Raw genomic sequence first — 16,504 nt, 5'->3', positions numbered from 1 at the left:
CGGTGCCCCCACCCGTACCCGGACGACCCAAAGTGTGCGGTTCGACCAATTTCCATTCCCGTTCGCTTAATTCATGGCGGCGTAGCATGCCGCTAAGCTACGACCACTGTCCACACTCCCTAGGAAAGTATCCTAACCTTGCCTACGCTGGCCAGCCCATCAAACTCGTGCACTTGGCTAATACCACCTCGGCCCTGCCCGACAACCTGCCCGATCTGACCGCCATTCTGCAGCAGGCCCCACCCGATTCTATTCCGGCGCTTATTCTTAGGGCATCGAGCACCTACACCAAGCAGCAGTTCTACGCCGACCTGCACGCCGTAAAACCCGATACGGTGCCCGGCCTGATTCCGCGGCATTCCAACGCCGGGGCGCAGCTGCTGGCCTACATCCTGGAAAGCGTCTACCAGACGCCGTACGAAAAGCTGGTGGAAAAATACATAGCCAAGCCGCTGCAGCTGCAAAGCGCCGTGCAGGCAAAAGCCGGGAATAGCCAGCTGGCGGTGGGGCACAATGAAAAGGGCCACCGAATGCCGTACCACTTCATCGGGAACCTGGAACCATCAGGTGGCTTGCGCTACAGCGCGGCCGACATGGTGAAGTATCTGGCTTACCAGCTGGCAGAATCAAATAAAGCCGTAGCCCTAAGTCATCAGATAACCTGGGGACGCGTGGACGCAGAAGCTATTGGCCTGAACTGGACTATGCGCCAGACCCCGGACAGCAAGCGGCAGTTTGTGCACACCGGCGGCACCTTCGGCTTTGCCAGCTACTGCAGCTTTTACCCCGAGCTGGGCTTTGGCATTGTGGTGCTGGCCAACGAATCGGACCCGCAAACGCAGGGGCGGCTGTGGGATCTTGCCCACCAGATAGTGGAAGGCGTGTACGGCGTGCCGCCGGCGCTACAGGCATTCCGCAGCGCTCTGGCCTCGAAAGACCACGGCCGGGCTCTCGATGTGTACAATGCCGTGAAGAAAACGCACCCCGAGCTGCACCTGTCCGAAGACGCTGTAAATGAGTGGGGCTATGTGCTGGCTCGGCAAGGCCAGATCAAGCAGGCAGTTGAGCTGTTCCAGCTGAATGTGGACCTGCACCCTAACAGCTGGAATACCTACGACAGCCTGGGGGAGGCCTATGAAATGCAGGGCAATAGCGCGCTGGCCATTAGCAACTATCAGCAGTCCTTGGCCCTGAATCCACAGAACACCGGGGCAGTTGAGCATCTGAAGAAGCTGAGGGTGGGTGCAGGTAAGTAGTCTTTAAATTGCCAGGCAGTTACGTGGTCCGGTTTGGCTGGTAGCCTGTATGGGCAATACACGCCTAAGGACATGAAAAACTTTCCAAACTGTCATGCTGAACATAGCCGAATCATCTCTACCGCTTCGTCCTCACAGTAGAAGTTAGCCAGCTGTAGGGATGCTTCGGCTATGCTCAGCATGACGCCCTTTTTGCTCACTGTCCACCTAGCAAAGGACGAATGAGCAGCAGAAACCCGCCCAAAGCGTACCGGCGTTTCGGGCGGGTTTCTGTACTTTTGACTTCTTCCCCTGACCTGCTTTTTCGCCTTCCAGATGCGCCAGTACCACGCCCTGCTCCAACACATCCTCGACCACGGCACCCAGAAAACCGACCGCACTGGGACGGGCACGCTCTCGGTGTTCGGCTACCAGATGCGGTTCGACCTGGCCGAGGGCTTCCCGCTGGTGACGACCAAAAAGGTGCACCTGAAAAGCATCCTCCACGAGCTGCTCTGGTTTCTGCGCGGCGACACCAGCAACCAGTCCCTGGAAGACGTGGGCGTGACGATCTGGCGGGAGTGGGCCGACGAAAACGGGCAGCTCGGCCCCATCTACGGCAAGCAGTGGCGCAGCTGGTCGGCCCCCGACGGGCAGAGCATCGACCAGATCAGCCAGATGGTGCACCTGCTGCGCACCCAGCCCGACTCGCGCCGTATGGTGGTATCGGCCTGGAACGTAGCCGATTTGCCGCTGATGCGCCTCACGCCCTGCCACGCCCTGTTTCAGTTCTACGTGGCCGACGGCAAGCTCAGCTGCCAGCTCTACCAGCGCTCCGCCGACGTGTTCCTGGGGGTGCCCTTCAACATTGCCTCCTACGCCCTGCTCACGCTCATGATGGCCCAGGTAGTGGGCCTGGAGCCCGGCGAGTTCATCTGGACCGGCGGCGACACGCACCTTTACAGCAACCACCTGGAGCAGGCCCGCCTGCAGCTTACCCGGGAGCCGCGGCCCTTGCCCCAGATTCGCCTGAACACCGAAGTGCAGGATATTTTCAGCTTCCGGTACGAGGATTTTACGCTGGAAAACTACGACCCGCATCCGGCCATCAAAGCCCCAGTGGCAGTTTGATTTCTACCACAGCATCAGCATGTTTGAGGCAGTTATAAGCTTTATACTAGAGGGGCTGGTCGACGGGCTTTTTCGTTGTTTGGCGCGAATAGTGGGGCTTTTCAGTAGCTGGACTAAGGGCCGTGGGCGGGTACCTCTGCGCCAACTCTGGCAGCAACCCAAGGTGCAGCAGCAGGAAGCTAACCAACTGCTTAATTACATCGGCCAAGCTTTCTGTATTGCGTTGTTACTGAGCTTTTGGGGCTTTATGCTGTGGGTAGTTTACCGCCACGGGTGACGGTAAAACGCGGGTTTTGGGTAGATAGCAGCCCGATTAGACACCAGAAATGTGTTTAGGCGGTTGTCCTGCTGAGCGGAGTCGAAGCATCTCTCCCGCTGGCTAATCAATAGCCTTGCAACGCAGCGGTAGAGCTTCGGCTCCGAAGACGCCAGATGAAGCATGACGAAAACGATGTTCTACAGAATCCCCAATTCGCACTGAACCCAAGCTGCCTAGCTCTTCTCATCCGCTGCAGGGCAACGATATTAGGGCTGCGCCTCCCAGTGCCGCAGCTGGCTGAGTAGCGGATGCTCAGTTTCCCAACAGACGGTGCTCAACTGCTTGATCCAGCGTATTCCAGCTACGTTGGCTGAAAAGACAGCTTCCGCCTGGTGCAATTCATTGGGAAATGCCAGGGTTTCGTGGCACTCGATGCCTTGCTGCCTGGCTACCTGCAGCAAGTGCGCCCGCCTAACCCCAGCCACGCATCCCGCCGACAGCGCTGGTGTAAAGAGCTGCGCATTCTGGATCCAGAAGATGGCGGCCGAAACTGTTTCGGCTACGTGCCCGGCCCCCGACAGCAATAACAACTCATCGAAGCCACGCTGCTGCCGCTCCCGTGCCGCCCGCACGTAAATCCAGGCCTGCGGCCCCTTGCAAAAGCTTAGGGGTGAATAAATGGCGTAAGTATCCTGCGCAAATGCAGCCCGCGCAATCGGAGCCACATTCGGCACATAAGGAACAGCCGTAGCCAGCCATTCGACGGAGGATGTTTCCGGGGTATAGAGGCCGCCTCCAGCCCGCCAGATTTGCAGGCGTATCCGAGCTGCCGGCAGTTCATTTGCCGTAGCCAGACGTGTCATCTCCTGCTCCAGCTGCTCCGCTGATGCCAGCGCCTCCGGTAATTCCAGGTAAAGGGCGGCGGCGGCGGCCTGCATCCGGGCAAAGTGCTGGGCGCCAAAGCGCAGCCGCCCGCCCACTAGAATCAGGGTTTCAAAGAATCCGTCGCCGAAGGTGAAGCCGCGGTTGGGCAGGGCAAGGGGGGCAGTGGGCAGCAAGTGGCCGTTGAGAAGCAGCATCAGCAGAAATTAATGGCGGGCTACGTGGTACGGCACCCGCAGCCGGAACGTGCTGTCAAGGCCGTTGATGCGAATACGCATTGCTGCCTGCCAGCTAGCGGGACCGGGGCGGGTTGGTGCCTGAAAGCTCACGTGCCCTATGCCATCGGCATCAATTTCCACGGGCCGCCCGTTGCAGTACATCTGGGCACCGTTTACGGCCAACACCTTCGTTACAAAAAACTCAGCGCGGTACACTGCGCCGGGAGCTACGGTGTTGGACTCGGCCGAGGCCATGATTCTTAAGTTGCTGGGGATTTGTTCAGCTCCAACCCGGCGTGCCATTTCCTGCTGAAGCTGCCTTTCGCGGGTCAGCACGTCAGCCTCCAATTGCGTGAGAGCCGCCAGGGCCACTACCACGGGCGCATCCTGCAAGGAGGGAAAAGCCAATTGCACAGAGTCGACAAGGTATGGCGGCCGGGTGTGGGTTGCATACTGAGTTACTTGTTGCTGCAGTTGCCGTTCGGCGGGTGTGCCCGGCCCTACGTACCGCGTTACGGCGTCGGCCTCGTTGTAGCGGCGCAGTATAATGGCACCGGGCACGTTGCCCGTGGCGCGAAGCAGCGCTTCGCGGCAGGCCCGCAAAGTATCCCGTAGGGCTATGGTCTGACTACGTAGATTCTCTGCAGCGTGAAAGACAATTAGGTCGCTACGCTGGCTCCGGTTTTTAAGCACGGACGCCTCCATGCCTTTTAAGCGACTTGCAGCTTCCTGATGGTTGCGTTCATTCAACCCAGCGAGCGTCCAGTCGAGTTCTGCCAGCTGCCTATCTAACCGGTTTTGCAGGGCCTGCTGGTGGTAGAAAGCATACGTTATGGCGCATAGTACTGCCACGGCTAGGCCTACCAATATTTTGGGAAATAGGCTCATTGCGCAGTTGGTTTAACGATGAAATAAGGCATCGTCACTTGCCAGGCAGTATCAGATGGGTACCCATCCGCTCGGATAACTCCCTGCCACTGGACCCGCAACGTATCAGGCTGTGCTGGGCCGGCAGAGGGGAGGCGAAACTCAAGCTTAGCATGTCCGGGGTAAAGCAGCTGCACTGGGTTGCCATTAGCACTAACTTCTGAAAAGTAGACGTCAGAAATGGATTGAGCAAGAAAGAGCTGGCTGCGGTAGGTGGCCCCGGGGGCCACGGTATTGGACTCGGCCACCGCCTGGAGGACTACTATATCAAAGGCAGAACAGCCGGGTGCGGCTTTCTGAGCACTATAATTAAGGGCCTCTGCACTGTAGCGCCTTACTTGTGTCTCCAACTGAGTATAAGTAGAAAGCACGGCCGCCAGGGGCCTCTCCTTAAAGTAAAAGGCTCCGAACTCGCTTGACTTGGGGTAGGTAGCGAAGACCTGCGTCAGCGGGGCGGCGTTAGGAACAAATTGCCGGATGAAAGCTGCATAACTATCTAAATGGGCAGCCAAAACGGTGATAGTAGTTGGAGCTACTGTTACTAAGGCATTAGAATCTCCGGAGTTATTCTTAGATATGCTGAGCTGCCGCCGCAAGGTTTGCAGGGTATCAATAATGGTTTGAGTTCGAAAGCCGATTTGCTCGGCCTCGTGCAATATCGCCATGTCGCGGGCTTGTTGACGGTTTCGAACAAGCGCCCGCTTAATCCCTCGAATTGTGGTCCAGTCTTGCTGCTTTGCCAGCCGATTGTTAGCCGCTAACCGGGGCTCAAGCTGAGTGAATTGTTGCACCGTGGCCTGCTGCCGCACCTGCCCACGATAGTACGCCCAGCCCGCCGTGCCGAAAGCAGCAGATATCAGGGCAAGCAAGAAAACCTTTTTAATTGGGCGCATAGTGGGCGTTAAACAGGCCAGGACAATTTATACCAACCCAAACCGCTTGCCCGGTAGCGCCCTCACCAGCCCCCGAAACTCCAAACCCAGCAGGAGGGAAGCCACCTGGTGCACGGGCTGCTGGGCTTTCCAAGCCAGGGTATCGAGGTGCTCCTCCCGGTTGGGCGCGGCCTGCAGCACCACTAGCAGTCCAAACTCCTCATCCGTGAAATCCAGCGGGTCGAACGTGGTGGGGGCCTGGGGCTTGCCGGCGAGGTGCAAAGCCAAATCCCAGTTCAGCAACTGCTCGATGTCGGCCGGCTCGGAGTAGAGCGCGGCTTTGTTGGTTTTGATCAGCTCGTGGCAGCCTTCGGAGGCCGCCGACCCCAGGGGCCCCGGCACGGCCAGCACGTCCCGGTCGTAGCCCTGGGCCAGGTCGGCCGTAATCAGCGCCCCGCCTTTTTTCGCGGCTTCAATTACCACCGTGCCATCGGCTAGCCCGGCGATAATGCGGTTGCGGGCGGGGAAGTTGTACTTGTCGGGCGGGGTGCCGAAGGGAAACTCCGTGAGCAAGCCGCCCTGGGTGAGCATCTTCTCGGCCGTTTTGCGGTGGGCGTGGGGGTAAATCACGTCGAGACCCGTCGCCATGACGCCCACGGTTTCGAGCCCTTCCTGCAGGGCCGCGCGGTGGGCGGCAATGTCGATGCCGTAGGCCAGCCCGCTCACAATCAGCGGGCGGTGGGAGGCGACACCGCGCACCAGCCGCTCGGTTTGCTCGCGGCCGTAGTCGGTGGCTTGGCGGGTACCTACCAGCGCCAGGGTTTTGGGCTGGTTGAGGTCGGCAGTGCCCTGATAGTAGAGCAGCACCGGCGCGTCGGGGATCTGCTTGAGGCGGGCCGGGAACTGCTTGCTGGTGTAGAATAGCAGCTGGATGCCTTCTTTCTCCGCTTTCCGCACCGATGCTTCTGCCTGCTGCATAGCGGCTGTACGCTCTTTCCCGGTCAGTACAGCCACCGTGGCTGGCCCCACGCCCGGAATCTTGAGCAGCTTGCCCGGCGGCAGGTGCAGCACGGTCCGCGCCGAGCCCCCGTAGCTCATCAGCTGCCGCGTCAGTTGTGGCCCCACACCGGGAAACAGCGTCAGGGCAACTTCGTGCAGGAGGGTGTCGTCATTTAAAGAAGCGGTAGTCATAAGAATAGAAATGAGACTACCAACTAATAACTTGAAAGTCAGTCAATAGTCGACAAGGTTGGTTTTTGGCATCAAACCCAATGTAAGTTGCATAAGAGCCGTCGCCCCAGCCTGTTGAGAAGGTAGCTACTGTGTCACCATTGGCCGCATAAAATAGTCCAGGCAGCGGCGCGCTGCTATCAAGTTGGTAGCCGGTGAGAAATACCTTTTCAAAGTTCTTTTCATCGGCATTCAAATAGTGGTTGAATCCGCGGATTTGGTTGGCGTCTGCAAAAAGGCCAACACCTGCGTCAACCGGATAGCCATAGTAGTCTTTGCCGTTGATTGGCAGTGGTTTCTGGCCGGCAAGCAAAGCTATTTGCCACTTGACTACTGGCTTAGCTGAAAACAGGATGCGGGCAAATGCTACCCGCTCGTCGTTATTAAAATGCGCTACGGCCAACTCTACGGGAAATCGACCTTTGGGAAATACGGTTGTGAAGGGTTCCGTACCCATCGAAACCGGGTCAGTAGCTATGATTCGGCCAGAAACAACAGGCAAAGAGCCTAAGTACGTGCGGCTGATGGTTAATTGTAGGCTGTCTTGCTGAACCACTGCACCCTCAAAAAAGCTACTTTCGAATACTACTGGTTGGGCTGATACAGGATAAGCCGGGCAAGCAAATGCCTGCTGTTTCGGCGAAACTACCCCGCTACTGTCGGAGACGCAGGAAGTAGCAAATAGTGTTGCTATGAGCAGTGGGAAGTAGAGATTAGTCACAGGTTAATAATTGGTATTATCAAAGCTGAAGTTATTTCCAAGGAACTACCCCTGCGCCTTGCCAATGGCGTCCAGCTCCTTTTTCATCGTCACCATGAACTTGCGCACCCGCTCCAGGCTCTGAATGACGTCGATTTTTTCCTTGAGCTGGGGGCCTTTCTGCTTGAGCATGTCGCGGGCGCCGGGAATGGTATAGCCGCGCTCCTTCACCAGGTGGTAGATGGTGCGGAACGTGTCGATGTCCTGGGGCGTGTAGAGACGGTTGCCTTTCTTGCTTTTGCGCGGGCGCAGCTCCTCAAACTCCGTTTCCCAGAAGCGAATCAGCGAAGGCGCCACGTTGAACTGCGCGGCCACCTCGCCGATGGTGAAGTACTGCTTTTCGATTTCGCGGTCTTTGTAGGGCATGGGATGGGGCAGGAGGTATTCTAAACTCTAAAGAACGTCATTCCGAGCGAAGCCGAGGAATCTCGCTAGTGTGGTAACTCATGATTGACACCACAACATAAGCACGCGAGATTCCTCGGCTTCGCTCGGAATGACGTTCTAAGGGTTGTTACTGACAACAAGTAGCGCTTTGCGTCCTTAATTTCGCTTTCCGGCTCAGTCGGCTACCTTTGCCGCTAGCGCCTTTCCGCCGGAAAGGCGAAAAGTAGCCAAAATCCCGGCCGCGGCCAATTTCTGCGCCCGCCGTCATCTATTCTACCATGTCACTGCCCACCGCCAGCCACGTCCGCCAGCAATTCCTGGATTTCTTTGCTTCTAAAGGCCACCACATCGTGCCCTCGGCGCCCATCGTGGTCAAGGACGACCCCACGCTGCTGTTCATCAACTCGGGCATGGCCCCGTTCAAGGATTACTTCCTGGGCAACAAGCCCGCGCCCTTCAAACGCATTGCCGACACTCAGAAATGCCTGCGCGTGTCGGGCAAGCACAACGACCTGGAAGAGGTAGGCTACGACACCTACCACCACACCATGTTCGAGATGCTCGGCAACTGGTCGTTTGGGGACTATTTCAAGAAAGACGCCATTGCCTGGGCCTGGGAGCTGCTCACCGAAGTGTACAAGCTGCCCAAGGAGCGGCTGTACGTAACCTACTTCGAGGGCGACCAGGGCGACGGCCTCGGCCCTGACACCGAGACCCAGGAACTGTGGCGTCAGTACACCTCCGACGACCGGATTCTGCCCGGCAACAAGAAGGATAACTTCTGGGAAATGGGGGACACCGGCCCCTGCGGTCCGTGCACCGAAATCCACATCGACCTGCGCGACGAGGCGGAAATTGCCCAGAAAGGCGGGGCCGAGCTGGTGAATGCCGACCATCCGCAGGTAGTCGAAATCTGGAATAACGTGTTCATGGAGTTCGAGCGCCGCGCCGATAAGTCGTTGCTAAAACTGCCTCAACAGAACGTAGATACGGGCATGGGCTTCGAGCGTTTGATGATGGCCGTGTCGGGCGTGAAGTCCAACTACGACACCGACGTTTTCCAGCCCCTCATTCAGTTCATTGCCACCGAGGCCGGCCTCCAGTACCACGGCACGGCCCCGGCTACGGTGAACGACCAGCCGGCCACCGAAAACGAGAAGACCGACATTGCCATCCGCGTCATTGCCGACCACATCCGCACCATCTCCTTCACCATTGCCGACGGCCAGCTGCCGAGCAATGTGAAGGCCGGCTACGTGATTCGGCGCATCCTGCGCCGGGCCGTGCGCTACGCGTTTTCGAGCCTGGGGCAGAAGCAGCCGTTCTTGTACAAAATCGTGCCGGTGCTGGCCGAGCAGATGCGCAATATCTTCCCGGAGCTGAAGGCCCAGCAGCAGTTTGTACAGCGCGTGATTGAGGAGGAAGAAATTGCCTTCCTCAAAACCCTGGAAAACGGCCTGCGCCGCCTCGATGCCCTCGAAGAATCGGCAAAAGCCAACGGCAACCGCATCGACGGTAAAACGGCTTTTGAGCTGTCGGATACCTTTGGCTTCCCGCTCGACCTCACCGCCCTCATTGCCCGCGAAAAGGGCCTGGCGGTAGACGAGGAAGGCTTCAAAAAGGAGCTGGAGCAGCAGAAGAACCGCTCCCGCAACGCCCAGGAGGCCGAGCAGAGCGACTGGGTAATCGTGCACGACTCGGAGGAGCAGCCGGCTTTCGTGGGCTACGACCAGGAGCAGGCCCCGGCCCGCATTCTGCGCTACCGCCGCACCGACCGCAAAGGCAAAACCGAGTACCAGGTGGTGCTCGACCAGACCCCGTTCTACGCCGAGTCGGGCGGGCAGATTGGCGACACGGGCTACCTGGAATCGGCCCTGAGCAAGGTGCGCGTGGTGGATACCAAGAAGGAAAACGACCTCATCGTGCACACCGTGCTGGAGCTGCCCCAGGACCTGGAAGGCGAGTTTACTGCCCGCTTTGATGCTGCCCGCCGCGACCAGATCCGCCGCAACCACACGGCCACGCACTTGCTGCAGGCGGCTTTGCGCGAGGTGGTGGGCACGCACGTGGCCCAGAAAGGCTCGTTGGTGAATGAGAAGCTGCTGCGCTTCGACTTCTCCCACTTCACCAAGGTAACCGACGACCAGCTGCGGCAGGTGGAAACTATTGTGAACCAGCGCATCCGCCAGCAGATTCCGCTGGATGAGCGCCGCAACGTGCCCATTGACGAAGCCAAGAGCCTGGGGGCTACGGCCTTGTTCGGGGAGAAGTACGGGGAGTTCGTGCGCGTCATCACCTTCGACCGGGACTTCTCGGTGGAGCTTTGCGGCGGCACCCACGTGCGTACCACCGGCGACATTGGCTTCTTCAAAATCACCTCGGAAAGCGCCGTAGGCGCAGGCGTGCGCCGCATTGAAGCCGTAACGGCCGAGGCTGCCGAAGCCTTCGTGAACCTGCAGCTGGACTTGCTGGCGCAGGTGCGCGAGGCCCTGGGCAACCCCCAGCACCTCATTCCCAGCATCGAAAAGCAAGCCGAGGAAATTGCCGGCCTGCGCAAGCAAATCGACCAGTTTGCCCAGCAGAGCATCAACCAGCAGAAAGACCAGCTGGCTGGCCAGGTGAAGGCGCTGAATGGCGTCAACTTCCTGGCCGCTCAGGTGCAGGCGTCTTCCGCCGATTCGCTCAAAACCCTGGCCTTCAACCTTCGCCAGGCCGTGCCCAACCTGGTAGCCGTGCTCGGCGCCGAAATCGACGGCAAGCCCCAACTGGCCGTGATGCTGGACGACGAGCTGGCCAAAGGTGGCAAGCTCAACGCCTCGACGCTGGTGCGCGAGCTGGCCAAGGAAATCCAGGGTGGGGGCGGCGGACAGCCCTTCTTCGCCACGGCCGGCGGCAAGAACGTGGCTGGCCTGGGCGCGGCCATCAGCAAGGCCGAGGCGCTGGTGAGCGGGCTGCTGGGGTAGTTGCTATGAAGAAGTTATTGGCCCTGTTATCGGCTTTGCTGGGTGGATTACCAACCTATGCGCAGTTGGTAACAGGGCCAACTGATTTCGACTCAACCCGGCATTATCGTCAGGAAAACGGCAATGTCTACTACGACAACGGGCATTTTCAGAATTCCTGGAAAAGCTCAGCTACGTACCGTGTGCAAACAACTCGGCTAACTGCTAACTCTTGGCGTGACACTGGCTACGATCTGAAATCGGGTCGGCGCTTTCGCAGTATTACGCACGACAACACGCCGATACCTAACCACGCAATTGATTCTAGCTGGTATGAAAACGGGCAACTGAAGGCCCGCGTGGAGTATGTAGAAGCTGATTTGACTGTTTATCCGACAGCCTATCTTTTCCCTTCTCAGATACGCCCTGTTTCAGCTGCCGCCTCGCTTTTCGGCGAATTAGTTACTTACTACCCAGATGGGAAAATAAGGTGGCGTGAACGGTATGAGGATGGTAATACCGTTAGCAGGACCCGCTACACGGTGTCAGGCAGTGAAGAAGAGAAAAGCGTAGGCTACAGGCTTCCGCCGACACTGCAGAACCATCTTGGTAGAAATTCAAGTAAAGTAAGGTTGCCTCTGAAGTTTGTCACGCACGACTCAGGACCGATAAAGGTTCGAAAGGCCTTTCTGTTTCTGGATGGTAAAGACCAGATCAGCAAAGTAGAGCTTCGACTACCCAAAAAGCGCTTCTCTGAGGATGCTCAAGCACAGGCTGAGAATGGACAGGTACTTGTGCTAAGTGTTGTACAGGCAAATGGACAATCGGGACGTGCTCAAATCATAGCAGGTGGATTGTATGCAGAATTGGATGGTGTAGCTATGCAGGCAGTTTCGAAGCTGCTACATAATTGGCGGCCCGCTTTTATCGAAGGTGAGGCCGTAGCCACCTATTTTCGAGTACCAGTAAAGATTCTGCTGAAATAGATTCTCACATTTTATAGCATTCTATGCGTCTTTCTACCCTCCTTACCGCCGCCTTCCTCATGCTGGCTGGCACCACGGCCACGGCCCAAACCAAGTTTACGGAGCCCGTGGAGTACAACAACTTCATTGTGGCCGAGCAGCAGGTGATGATGCAGAAGTGCCTGCGCTACATCAGCAAATCGGCGCACAGCGAGAACGAGAAGAAGATTGCGGCCCGCCTGCAGGACGTCATCACCCAGAATAAGCTTTCCCTGGCCAAGATTTCCCACCTGCCGGCCTTCAAAGGCAACACCGACTTCCGCGACAAAGCCAAGGCCTCGTTTCAGCAGATGCTGAGCGTGTACTCGCTCGACTACAAAAAGGTGAATGCCCTGGCCGCCGGCCGCACCCAGAGCCTGGAGGCCATGCAGCAGTACTTCGACACTATGGAGCAGGCCGAAGCCAAGCTGGAAGCCGCAGGCGACAGTGTAGAGGCGGCCCAGCAGCGCTTTGCCCGGCAGTTCGGCCTGACCATTCAGGAAACGCCCGCCAGCCGGAAAATGGGCGAAACCATGCGGCAGATTTCCGAGGTTAGCGCCTACCACCACAAAGTGTACCTGACCACGTTCCGCCTGGAAAAGGTGAATGCGGCTTTCTCCGCCGCCCTCAGCAAGCAGGACGCTGCGGCCTTCGAAACGGCCCGCACCCAGCTGGAAGCCGCCGCCGAAATCTCGGCCGCCGAGCTGGCGGCCCTGCCCGCCTTCCGGGGCAAGCAGAACCAGTACCGCGACGCCGCCAAGAACCTGGCCAACTTCTACGTGGTGGAGTGCGGCAACGACTTCCGCAAGCTGCAGGAGCTGCTGGTGCGCAAAGACCAGCTCACCCGCGCCGACGTGGAGGACTACAACCGCTACATCAAAACCCTGAACACCCAGGGCCAGAAGTTCAACGAGGCCTACAACAAAGCCAGCACCGCCTTCCTGGATTCCAACGTGCCGGTATTCAACGACTGAGGTAACGCATAGGAAAGCCTGAAAAGAAAGCGGACGGCGGGAAAAACTTTCCTGCGGCCCGCTTTCGTGCTCCTAGCGGCCGAGTCCTTAACTTGCACCCATAATCAGCCCCCGCCGCAGCTGCTGCGGAAATCAAAGTTCGGCGCAAGCCAACCTGTGCTACATGGACGAAGCTATTAAAGCCAAATACCAGCCCGTCATCGGCCTGGAAGTACACGCCCAGCTGCTCACGCGCAGCAAAATGTACTCTTCGGATGAAAACGAGTACGGCGCCCTGCCCAACAACAACCTGAGCGTGATTACGCTAGGACACCCCGGCACGCTGCCCCGCGTGAACTATACGGCCGTGGAGTACGCCATGAAAATGGGCCTGGCCACCAACTGCCACATCCGCCGCGACAACCTGTTTGCGCGCAAAAACTACTTCTACCCCGACCTCCCGAAGGGCTACCAGATAACCCAGGACAAGACGCCCATCTGCTACGAGGGCCACGTGGATATCCGCCTCAGTGACGGCTCGGAGCGCCGCATTGGCGTTACGCGCATTCATATGGAGGAAGACGCGGGCAAATCCATGCACCTGGCCGGCGAGGTAGAAACCCTGGTAGATCTGAACCGGGCCGGCGTGCCGCTCATCGAAATCGTGTCGGAGCCGGACATTCGCACCTCCGAGGAAGCCTACGCCTACCTGGCCGAAATCAAGAAGCTGGTGGAGTACCTCGAAATCTGCGACGGCAACATGGAGGAAGGCTCCCTGCGCTGCGACGCCAACGTGTCGGTGATGCTGAAAGGCGCCGCGCAGTACGGCACCAAGGTGGAGGTGAAGAACATGAACTCCTTCCGCAACGTGCAGCGCGCCATCGAGTACGAAATAGAGCGGCAGATTGCCCTGCTCGAAGCCGGGGAGGAAATTATCAGTGAAACCCGCGGCTTTGACGCGCAAACCGGCACTACCAGCGGCCAGCGCAGCAAGGAAACCATGAACGACTACCGGTACTTCCCGGAGCCCGACCTGCCCCCGGTGGTGATTGACGATGCCTGGCTGCACCGCATCCAGAGCGAGCTGCCCGCGCTGCCCCAGCAGCTCTATGCCCGCTTCACCGGCGAGCTGGGCCTTTCCGACTACGACGCCACCGTGCTGACGGCCGACAAGGATATTGCCCTGTACTTCGACGAGCTGACGCGCCTGACTTCCAACGCCAAAGCCGCCGCCAACTGGGTAACGGGCCCCGTGAAGGCCTACCTGAACGAGCGCGCCCTAACCCTGGAGCAGTTTCCGTTGCGCCCCCAGCACCTGGCCGACATCATCCAGCTCATCGACGACAATAAGGTGGGCCACTCAGTAGCCAGCAAGCAGCTGTTCCCGTTCCTGCTCGACAACCCCACGCACACCGCCGCCGCCGCCGCCGAGGCCCAGGGCCTGTTGCAGCAGTCGGATGCCGGCGCCCTGGAAGCCATGATTCAGCAGGTGCTGGACGCCAACCCAGCCAAGGTGGCTGAGTACCGCGCCGGCAAGAAGAGCCTGACCGGCATGTTCATGGGCGAGCTGATGAAGCTCACCGGCGGCAAAGCCGACCCCAAGCTCGCCAACCAGCTCCTGCGCCAGAAGCTCGACGCCTGACCAAGGTAGACATTCCCTCTTGGCGTTTCGTCGTTGAACGAGGTATCTGCTACGCCCACCAGCCGCCCTGCGGTTGGTGGGCGTTTGCTATTTGCCGTGGAGCTGCCGAATATTGGCCATGCCTTTCCGCACCCCCGTTCTCGTCGTTTGCGGCCTGTTGCTGGCCTCCACCATCAGCTGCCACCGGGCCGCAGCGCCTGCCAACCAGGAAACCCTGGATAGTGCCAGCGAGGTTATTTCTCCGGACTTGCAGCTGCCCACCCCCGCAGGCTCCAGCCTCAAGCTCAGCAGCCTGCGCGGCCAGTACGTACTCATCGATTTCTGGGCCTCCTGGTGCGGGCCTTGCCGCCAGGAAAGCCCCAACCTGCGCAAGATCTACGGGCAGTTTCACTCCCGGGGCCTGGAAATCGTGAGTGTATCACTGGATGTGAACCGCGATAAGTGGCTGCGGGCCATAGCCGCCGACCAGCTCAGCTGGCCCCAGGTTTCGGACCTGAAAGGGTGGGAGAGCAGCGGGGCCCGCGCCTACGGCGTCACGGCTCTGCCTTTCAACCTGCTACTTGGCCCCGAAGGCCAGATTTTGGCCACCGACCTGCACGGCCGCGCCCTGGGCCAGAAGATTTCGGAATACATTCCGCTGGATTGAGGTCCGGGAAGTGTCCGCCCTATTTTGCCTTCTTCCTCGCCCCCCCGCACGCTGCTGACTGCAACTCTGCCCCGACTTTGTGGGTTATGCTAAGCAACTCCGGCCGGCACTGGCTGCGCTATTCCCCAGGATTAGGCAACTTGCGTCCGATTTCACCGTCTCCTGCTTCTGTGTTTCCGGCTTCCACCAAGTCGGGTTGCTTTCTGAATGATGAATAAAATGAAAAGTCTGCTTTACCTGGGGGCCCTGCTGGGCATGGCCAACGCCTGCAACAAGTCCACTGTGCCCACCACCGAGGGCGGCGCGGCCGCCGCTACGGGCTTCCAGATCAACGGTCAGCTCACGAATGCCGCGGCCGGCAGCAAAGTGTACCTGGCCGAGCTGGGCGAAACCCAGTTTGTTTCGCGGGATACCGCCACCGTCAACGACAAGGGCGAGTTCACCTTCACGGGTACCGTGCCCGAGGCGGGCCTCTATCAGGTGAAGGTAAACGACCAGAACCAGGTGCTGCTGGCCCTCGACAACCGCACCAAGCTTACCCTGAGCGGTGATGCCAACCGCCTATCGGAAGGCTACACCGTGAAAGGCTCCCCCGACTCGGAGATGCTCCAGCAGCTGGGCACCGTGATGGGCCGCAGCCGCCAGCAGGCCCAGGCCCTGGAGCAGCGCTACAACCAGGCGGCCCAAACCGGCCGCGCCGACTCTATGCAGGCCATTGAAGGGCAGTATCTGGCCGCCCAGGCCCGCAGCAATGCTGCTATCAAGGCGCTGGTGCGGCGCAACCCCAAGTCGGTGGCTTCAGCCTTTGTAGTGAGCAACCTGCTGAACCCCGACGAGGAGTTCGTGTTTGCCGACTCCATGGCCAACCAGTTCAAGGCTTCCCTGCCCGACTCGCGCTACACGAAGGCCCTGGTGGCCCGCCTCGACCCGCTGCGCTCTACCGCCAAAGGCCAGACGGCCCCCGAAATCAAGCTTCTGGCCCCCGACGGCAAGGAAGTTGCCCTCAGCAGCCTGCGCGGCAAATACGTGCTCATCGATTTCTGGGCCTCCTGGTGCGGCCCCTGCCGCAAGGAAAACCCCAACGTGGTGCGGGCTTATCAGAAGTTCAAGGGCAAAGGCCAGGGCTTCGAAATCTACAGCGTGAGCTTCGACCAGAGCCGCGACAAGTGGCTCAAAGCCATTAAGGACGACCAGCTGACCTGGACCCACGTGTCGGACCTGAAAGGCTGGGAATCGGCCGCCGGCCAGACCTACGGCGTGAAGTCCATACCGCTTTCCATTCTGATTGACCCCCAGGGAAAAATCATTGCCAAAAACCTGCGTGGCGCCCAACTAGAAAGCACGCTGGCCTCGGTGCTGAAGTAACCCAATATTTCAGTCAACAAAAAAGCCGGTCCAAGTAAGGACTGGCTTTTT

14 protein-coding genes are annotated in these 16,504 nt (G+C 59.0%); 8 read left to right on the top strand and 6 right to left on the bottom strand.

All coding sequences use genetic code 11. From position 1 onward, the window contains the following. Positions 1-86: 86 nt before the first annotated feature. Together FY528_RS13315 and FY528_RS13310 are read left to right on the top strand one after the other, a co-directional pair. The gene (locus FY528_RS13315) at positions 87-1,256 is read left to right on the top strand and encodes a serine hydrolase (RefSeq protein WP_149071511.1); all 1,170 of its coding nucleotides are present in this window, start codon (positions 87-89) and stop codon (positions 1,254-1,256) included. Positions 1,257-1,571: 315 nt separating this feature from the next. Continuing rightward, entirely contained in the window at positions 1,572-2,366 is a 795-nt protein-coding gene (locus FY528_RS13310; protein ID WP_149071510.1) for a thymidylate synthase, read from the top strand. 525 nt (positions 2,367-2,891) lie between these two features. On the opposite strand, the gene FY528_RS13305 is transcribed toward FY528_RS13310, so the two are convergent. The 6 genes from FY528_RS13305 to FY528_RS13280 form a co-directional block, all read right to left on the bottom strand. After that, on the bottom strand, positions 2,892-3,704 hold the full coding sequence (locus tag FY528_RS13305; protein WP_149071509.1) for an aminotransferase class IV: 813 nt from the start codon (positions 3,702-3,704) through the stop codon (positions 2,892-2,894). A gap of 9 nt (positions 3,705-3,713) precedes the next feature. Further along, a complete protein-coding gene (locus tag FY528_RS13300; RefSeq protein ID WP_149071508.1) occupies positions 3,714-4,328 on the bottom strand; it encodes a hypothetical protein in 615 nt (204 codons plus the stop codon). A 281-nt stretch (positions 4,329-4,609) separates the two neighbouring features. Continuing rightward, positions 4,610-5,545: a hypothetical protein gene (locus tag FY528_RS13295; protein WP_149071507.1), complete on the bottom strand. Its 936-nt coding sequence runs from the start codon at positions 5,543-5,545 to the stop codon at positions 4,610-4,612. Positions 5,546-5,572: 27 nt separating this feature from the next. Next, positions 5,573-6,715: a DNA-processing protein DprA gene (gene dprA, locus FY528_RS13290; RefSeq protein ID WP_149071506.1), complete on the bottom strand. Its 1,143-nt coding sequence runs from the start codon at positions 6,713-6,715 to the stop codon at positions 5,573-5,575. 16 nt (positions 6,716-6,731) lie between these two features. Further along, complete coding sequence (locus FY528_RS13285) at positions 6,732-7,475, bottom strand: DUF4241 domain-containing protein (RefSeq protein WP_149071505.1); 744 nt, start codon at positions 7,473-7,475, stop codon at positions 6,732-6,734. A 45-nt stretch (positions 7,476-7,520) separates the two neighbouring features. Then, positions 7,521-7,880 (bottom strand): MerR family transcriptional regulator, encoded by a 360-nt coding sequence (locus FY528_RS13280; protein WP_149071504.1) that lies wholly within the window; start codon positions 7,878-7,880, stop codon positions 7,521-7,523. A 299-nt stretch (positions 7,881-8,179) separates the two neighbouring features. Between FY528_RS13280 and alaS the strand changes: the two genes are divergently transcribed. From alaS to FY528_RS13250, 6 genes are all read left to right on the top strand, one after another. Continuing rightward, a complete protein-coding gene (alaS, locus tag FY528_RS13275; protein WP_149071503.1) occupies positions 8,180-10,864 on the top strand; it encodes an alanine--tRNA ligase in 2,685 nt (894 codons plus the stop codon). A gap of 5 nt (positions 10,865-10,869) precedes the next feature. Beyond that, a complete protein-coding gene (locus tag FY528_RS13270; protein ID WP_149071502.1) occupies positions 10,870-11,829 on the top strand; it encodes an energy transducer TonB in 960 nt (319 codons plus the stop codon). Between the two features lie 23 nt (positions 11,830-11,852). Beyond that, positions 11,853-12,821 carry an LIC11966 family surface protein gene (locus tag FY528_RS13265; RefSeq protein ID WP_149071501.1) on the top strand — a complete coding sequence of 323 codons (969 nt, stop codon included), beginning with the start codon at positions 11,853-11,855 and terminating at the stop codon, positions 12,819-12,821. A gap of 163 nt (positions 12,822-12,984) precedes the next feature. Further along, entirely contained in the window at positions 12,985-14,442 is a 1,458-nt protein-coding gene (gene gatB / locus FY528_RS13260; protein WP_149071500.1) for an Asp-tRNA(Asn)/Glu-tRNA(Gln) amidotransferase subunit GatB, read from the top strand. 118 nt (positions 14,443-14,560) lie between these two features. Next, the gene (locus FY528_RS13255; RefSeq protein WP_149071499.1) at positions 14,561-15,088 is read left to right on the top strand and encodes a TlpA family protein disulfide reductase; all 528 of its coding nucleotides are present in this window, start codon (positions 14,561-14,563) and stop codon (positions 15,086-15,088) included. Between the two features lie 219 nt (positions 15,089-15,307). Then, on the top strand, positions 15,308-16,453 hold the full coding sequence (locus tag FY528_RS13250; protein ID WP_262383996.1) for a TlpA disulfide reductase family protein: 1,146 nt from the start codon (positions 15,308-15,310) through the stop codon (positions 16,451-16,453). Positions 16,454-16,504: the final 51 nt, after the last annotated feature.

The sequence above is a fragment of the Hymenobacter lutimineralis genome, assembly GCF_008271285.1.
Lineage (GTDB): Bacteria > Bacteroidota > Bacteroidia > Cytophagales > Hymenobacteraceae > Hymenobacter > Hymenobacter lutimineralis.
Note: the sequence above shows the minus strand (reverse complement) of the source record. Positions and strands in the feature narration are given on the sequence as shown.

What these genes read in the sequence shown, in the direction of transcription:
- alaS (WP_149071503.1), top strand. Translation starts at nt 8,180, where the DNA reads ATGTCACTGCCCACCGCCAGCCACGTCCGCCAGCAATTCCTGGATTTC.
- FY528_RS13295 (WP_149071507.1), bottom strand. Translation starts at nt 5,545, where the DNA reads ATGCGCCCAATTAAAAAGGTTTTCTTGCTTGCCCTGATATCTGCTGCT.
- FY528_RS13305 (WP_149071509.1), bottom strand. Translation starts at nt 3,704, where the DNA reads ATGCTGCTTCTCAACGGCCACTTGCTGCCCACTGCCCCCCTTGCCCTG.
- gatB (WP_149071500.1), top strand. Translation starts at nt 12,985, where the DNA reads ATGGACGAAGCTATTAAAGCCAAATACCAGCCCGTCATCGGCCTGGAA.
- FY528_RS13280 (WP_149071504.1), bottom strand. Translation starts at nt 7,880, where the DNA reads ATGCCCTACAAAGACCGCGAAATCGAAAAGCAGTACTTCACCATCGGC.
- FY528_RS13255 (WP_149071499.1), top strand. Translation starts at nt 14,561, where the DNA reads ATGCCTTTCCGCACCCCCGTTCTCGTCGTTTGCGGCCTGTTGCTGGCC.
- FY528_RS13270 (WP_149071502.1), top strand. Translation starts at nt 10,870, where the DNA reads ATGAAGAAGTTATTGGCCCTGTTATCGGCTTTGCTGGGTGGATTACCA.
- FY528_RS13265 (WP_149071501.1), top strand. Translation starts at nt 11,853, where the DNA reads ATGCGTCTTTCTACCCTCCTTACCGCCGCCTTCCTCATGCTGGCTGGC.
- FY528_RS13250 (WP_262383996.1), top strand. Translation starts at nt 15,308, where the DNA reads ATGAAAAGTCTGCTTTACCTGGGGGCCCTGCTGGGCATGGCCAACGCC.
- FY528_RS13310 (WP_149071510.1), top strand. Translation starts at nt 1,572, where the DNA reads ATGCGCCAGTACCACGCCCTGCTCCAACACATCCTCGACCACGGCACC.
- dprA (WP_149071506.1), bottom strand. Translation starts at nt 6,715, where the DNA reads ATGACTACCGCTTCTTTAAATGACGACACCCTCCTGCACGAAGTTGCC.
- FY528_RS13315 (WP_149071511.1), top strand. Translation starts at nt 87, where the DNA reads ATGCCGCTAAGCTACGACCACTGTCCACACTCCCTAGGAAAGTATCCT.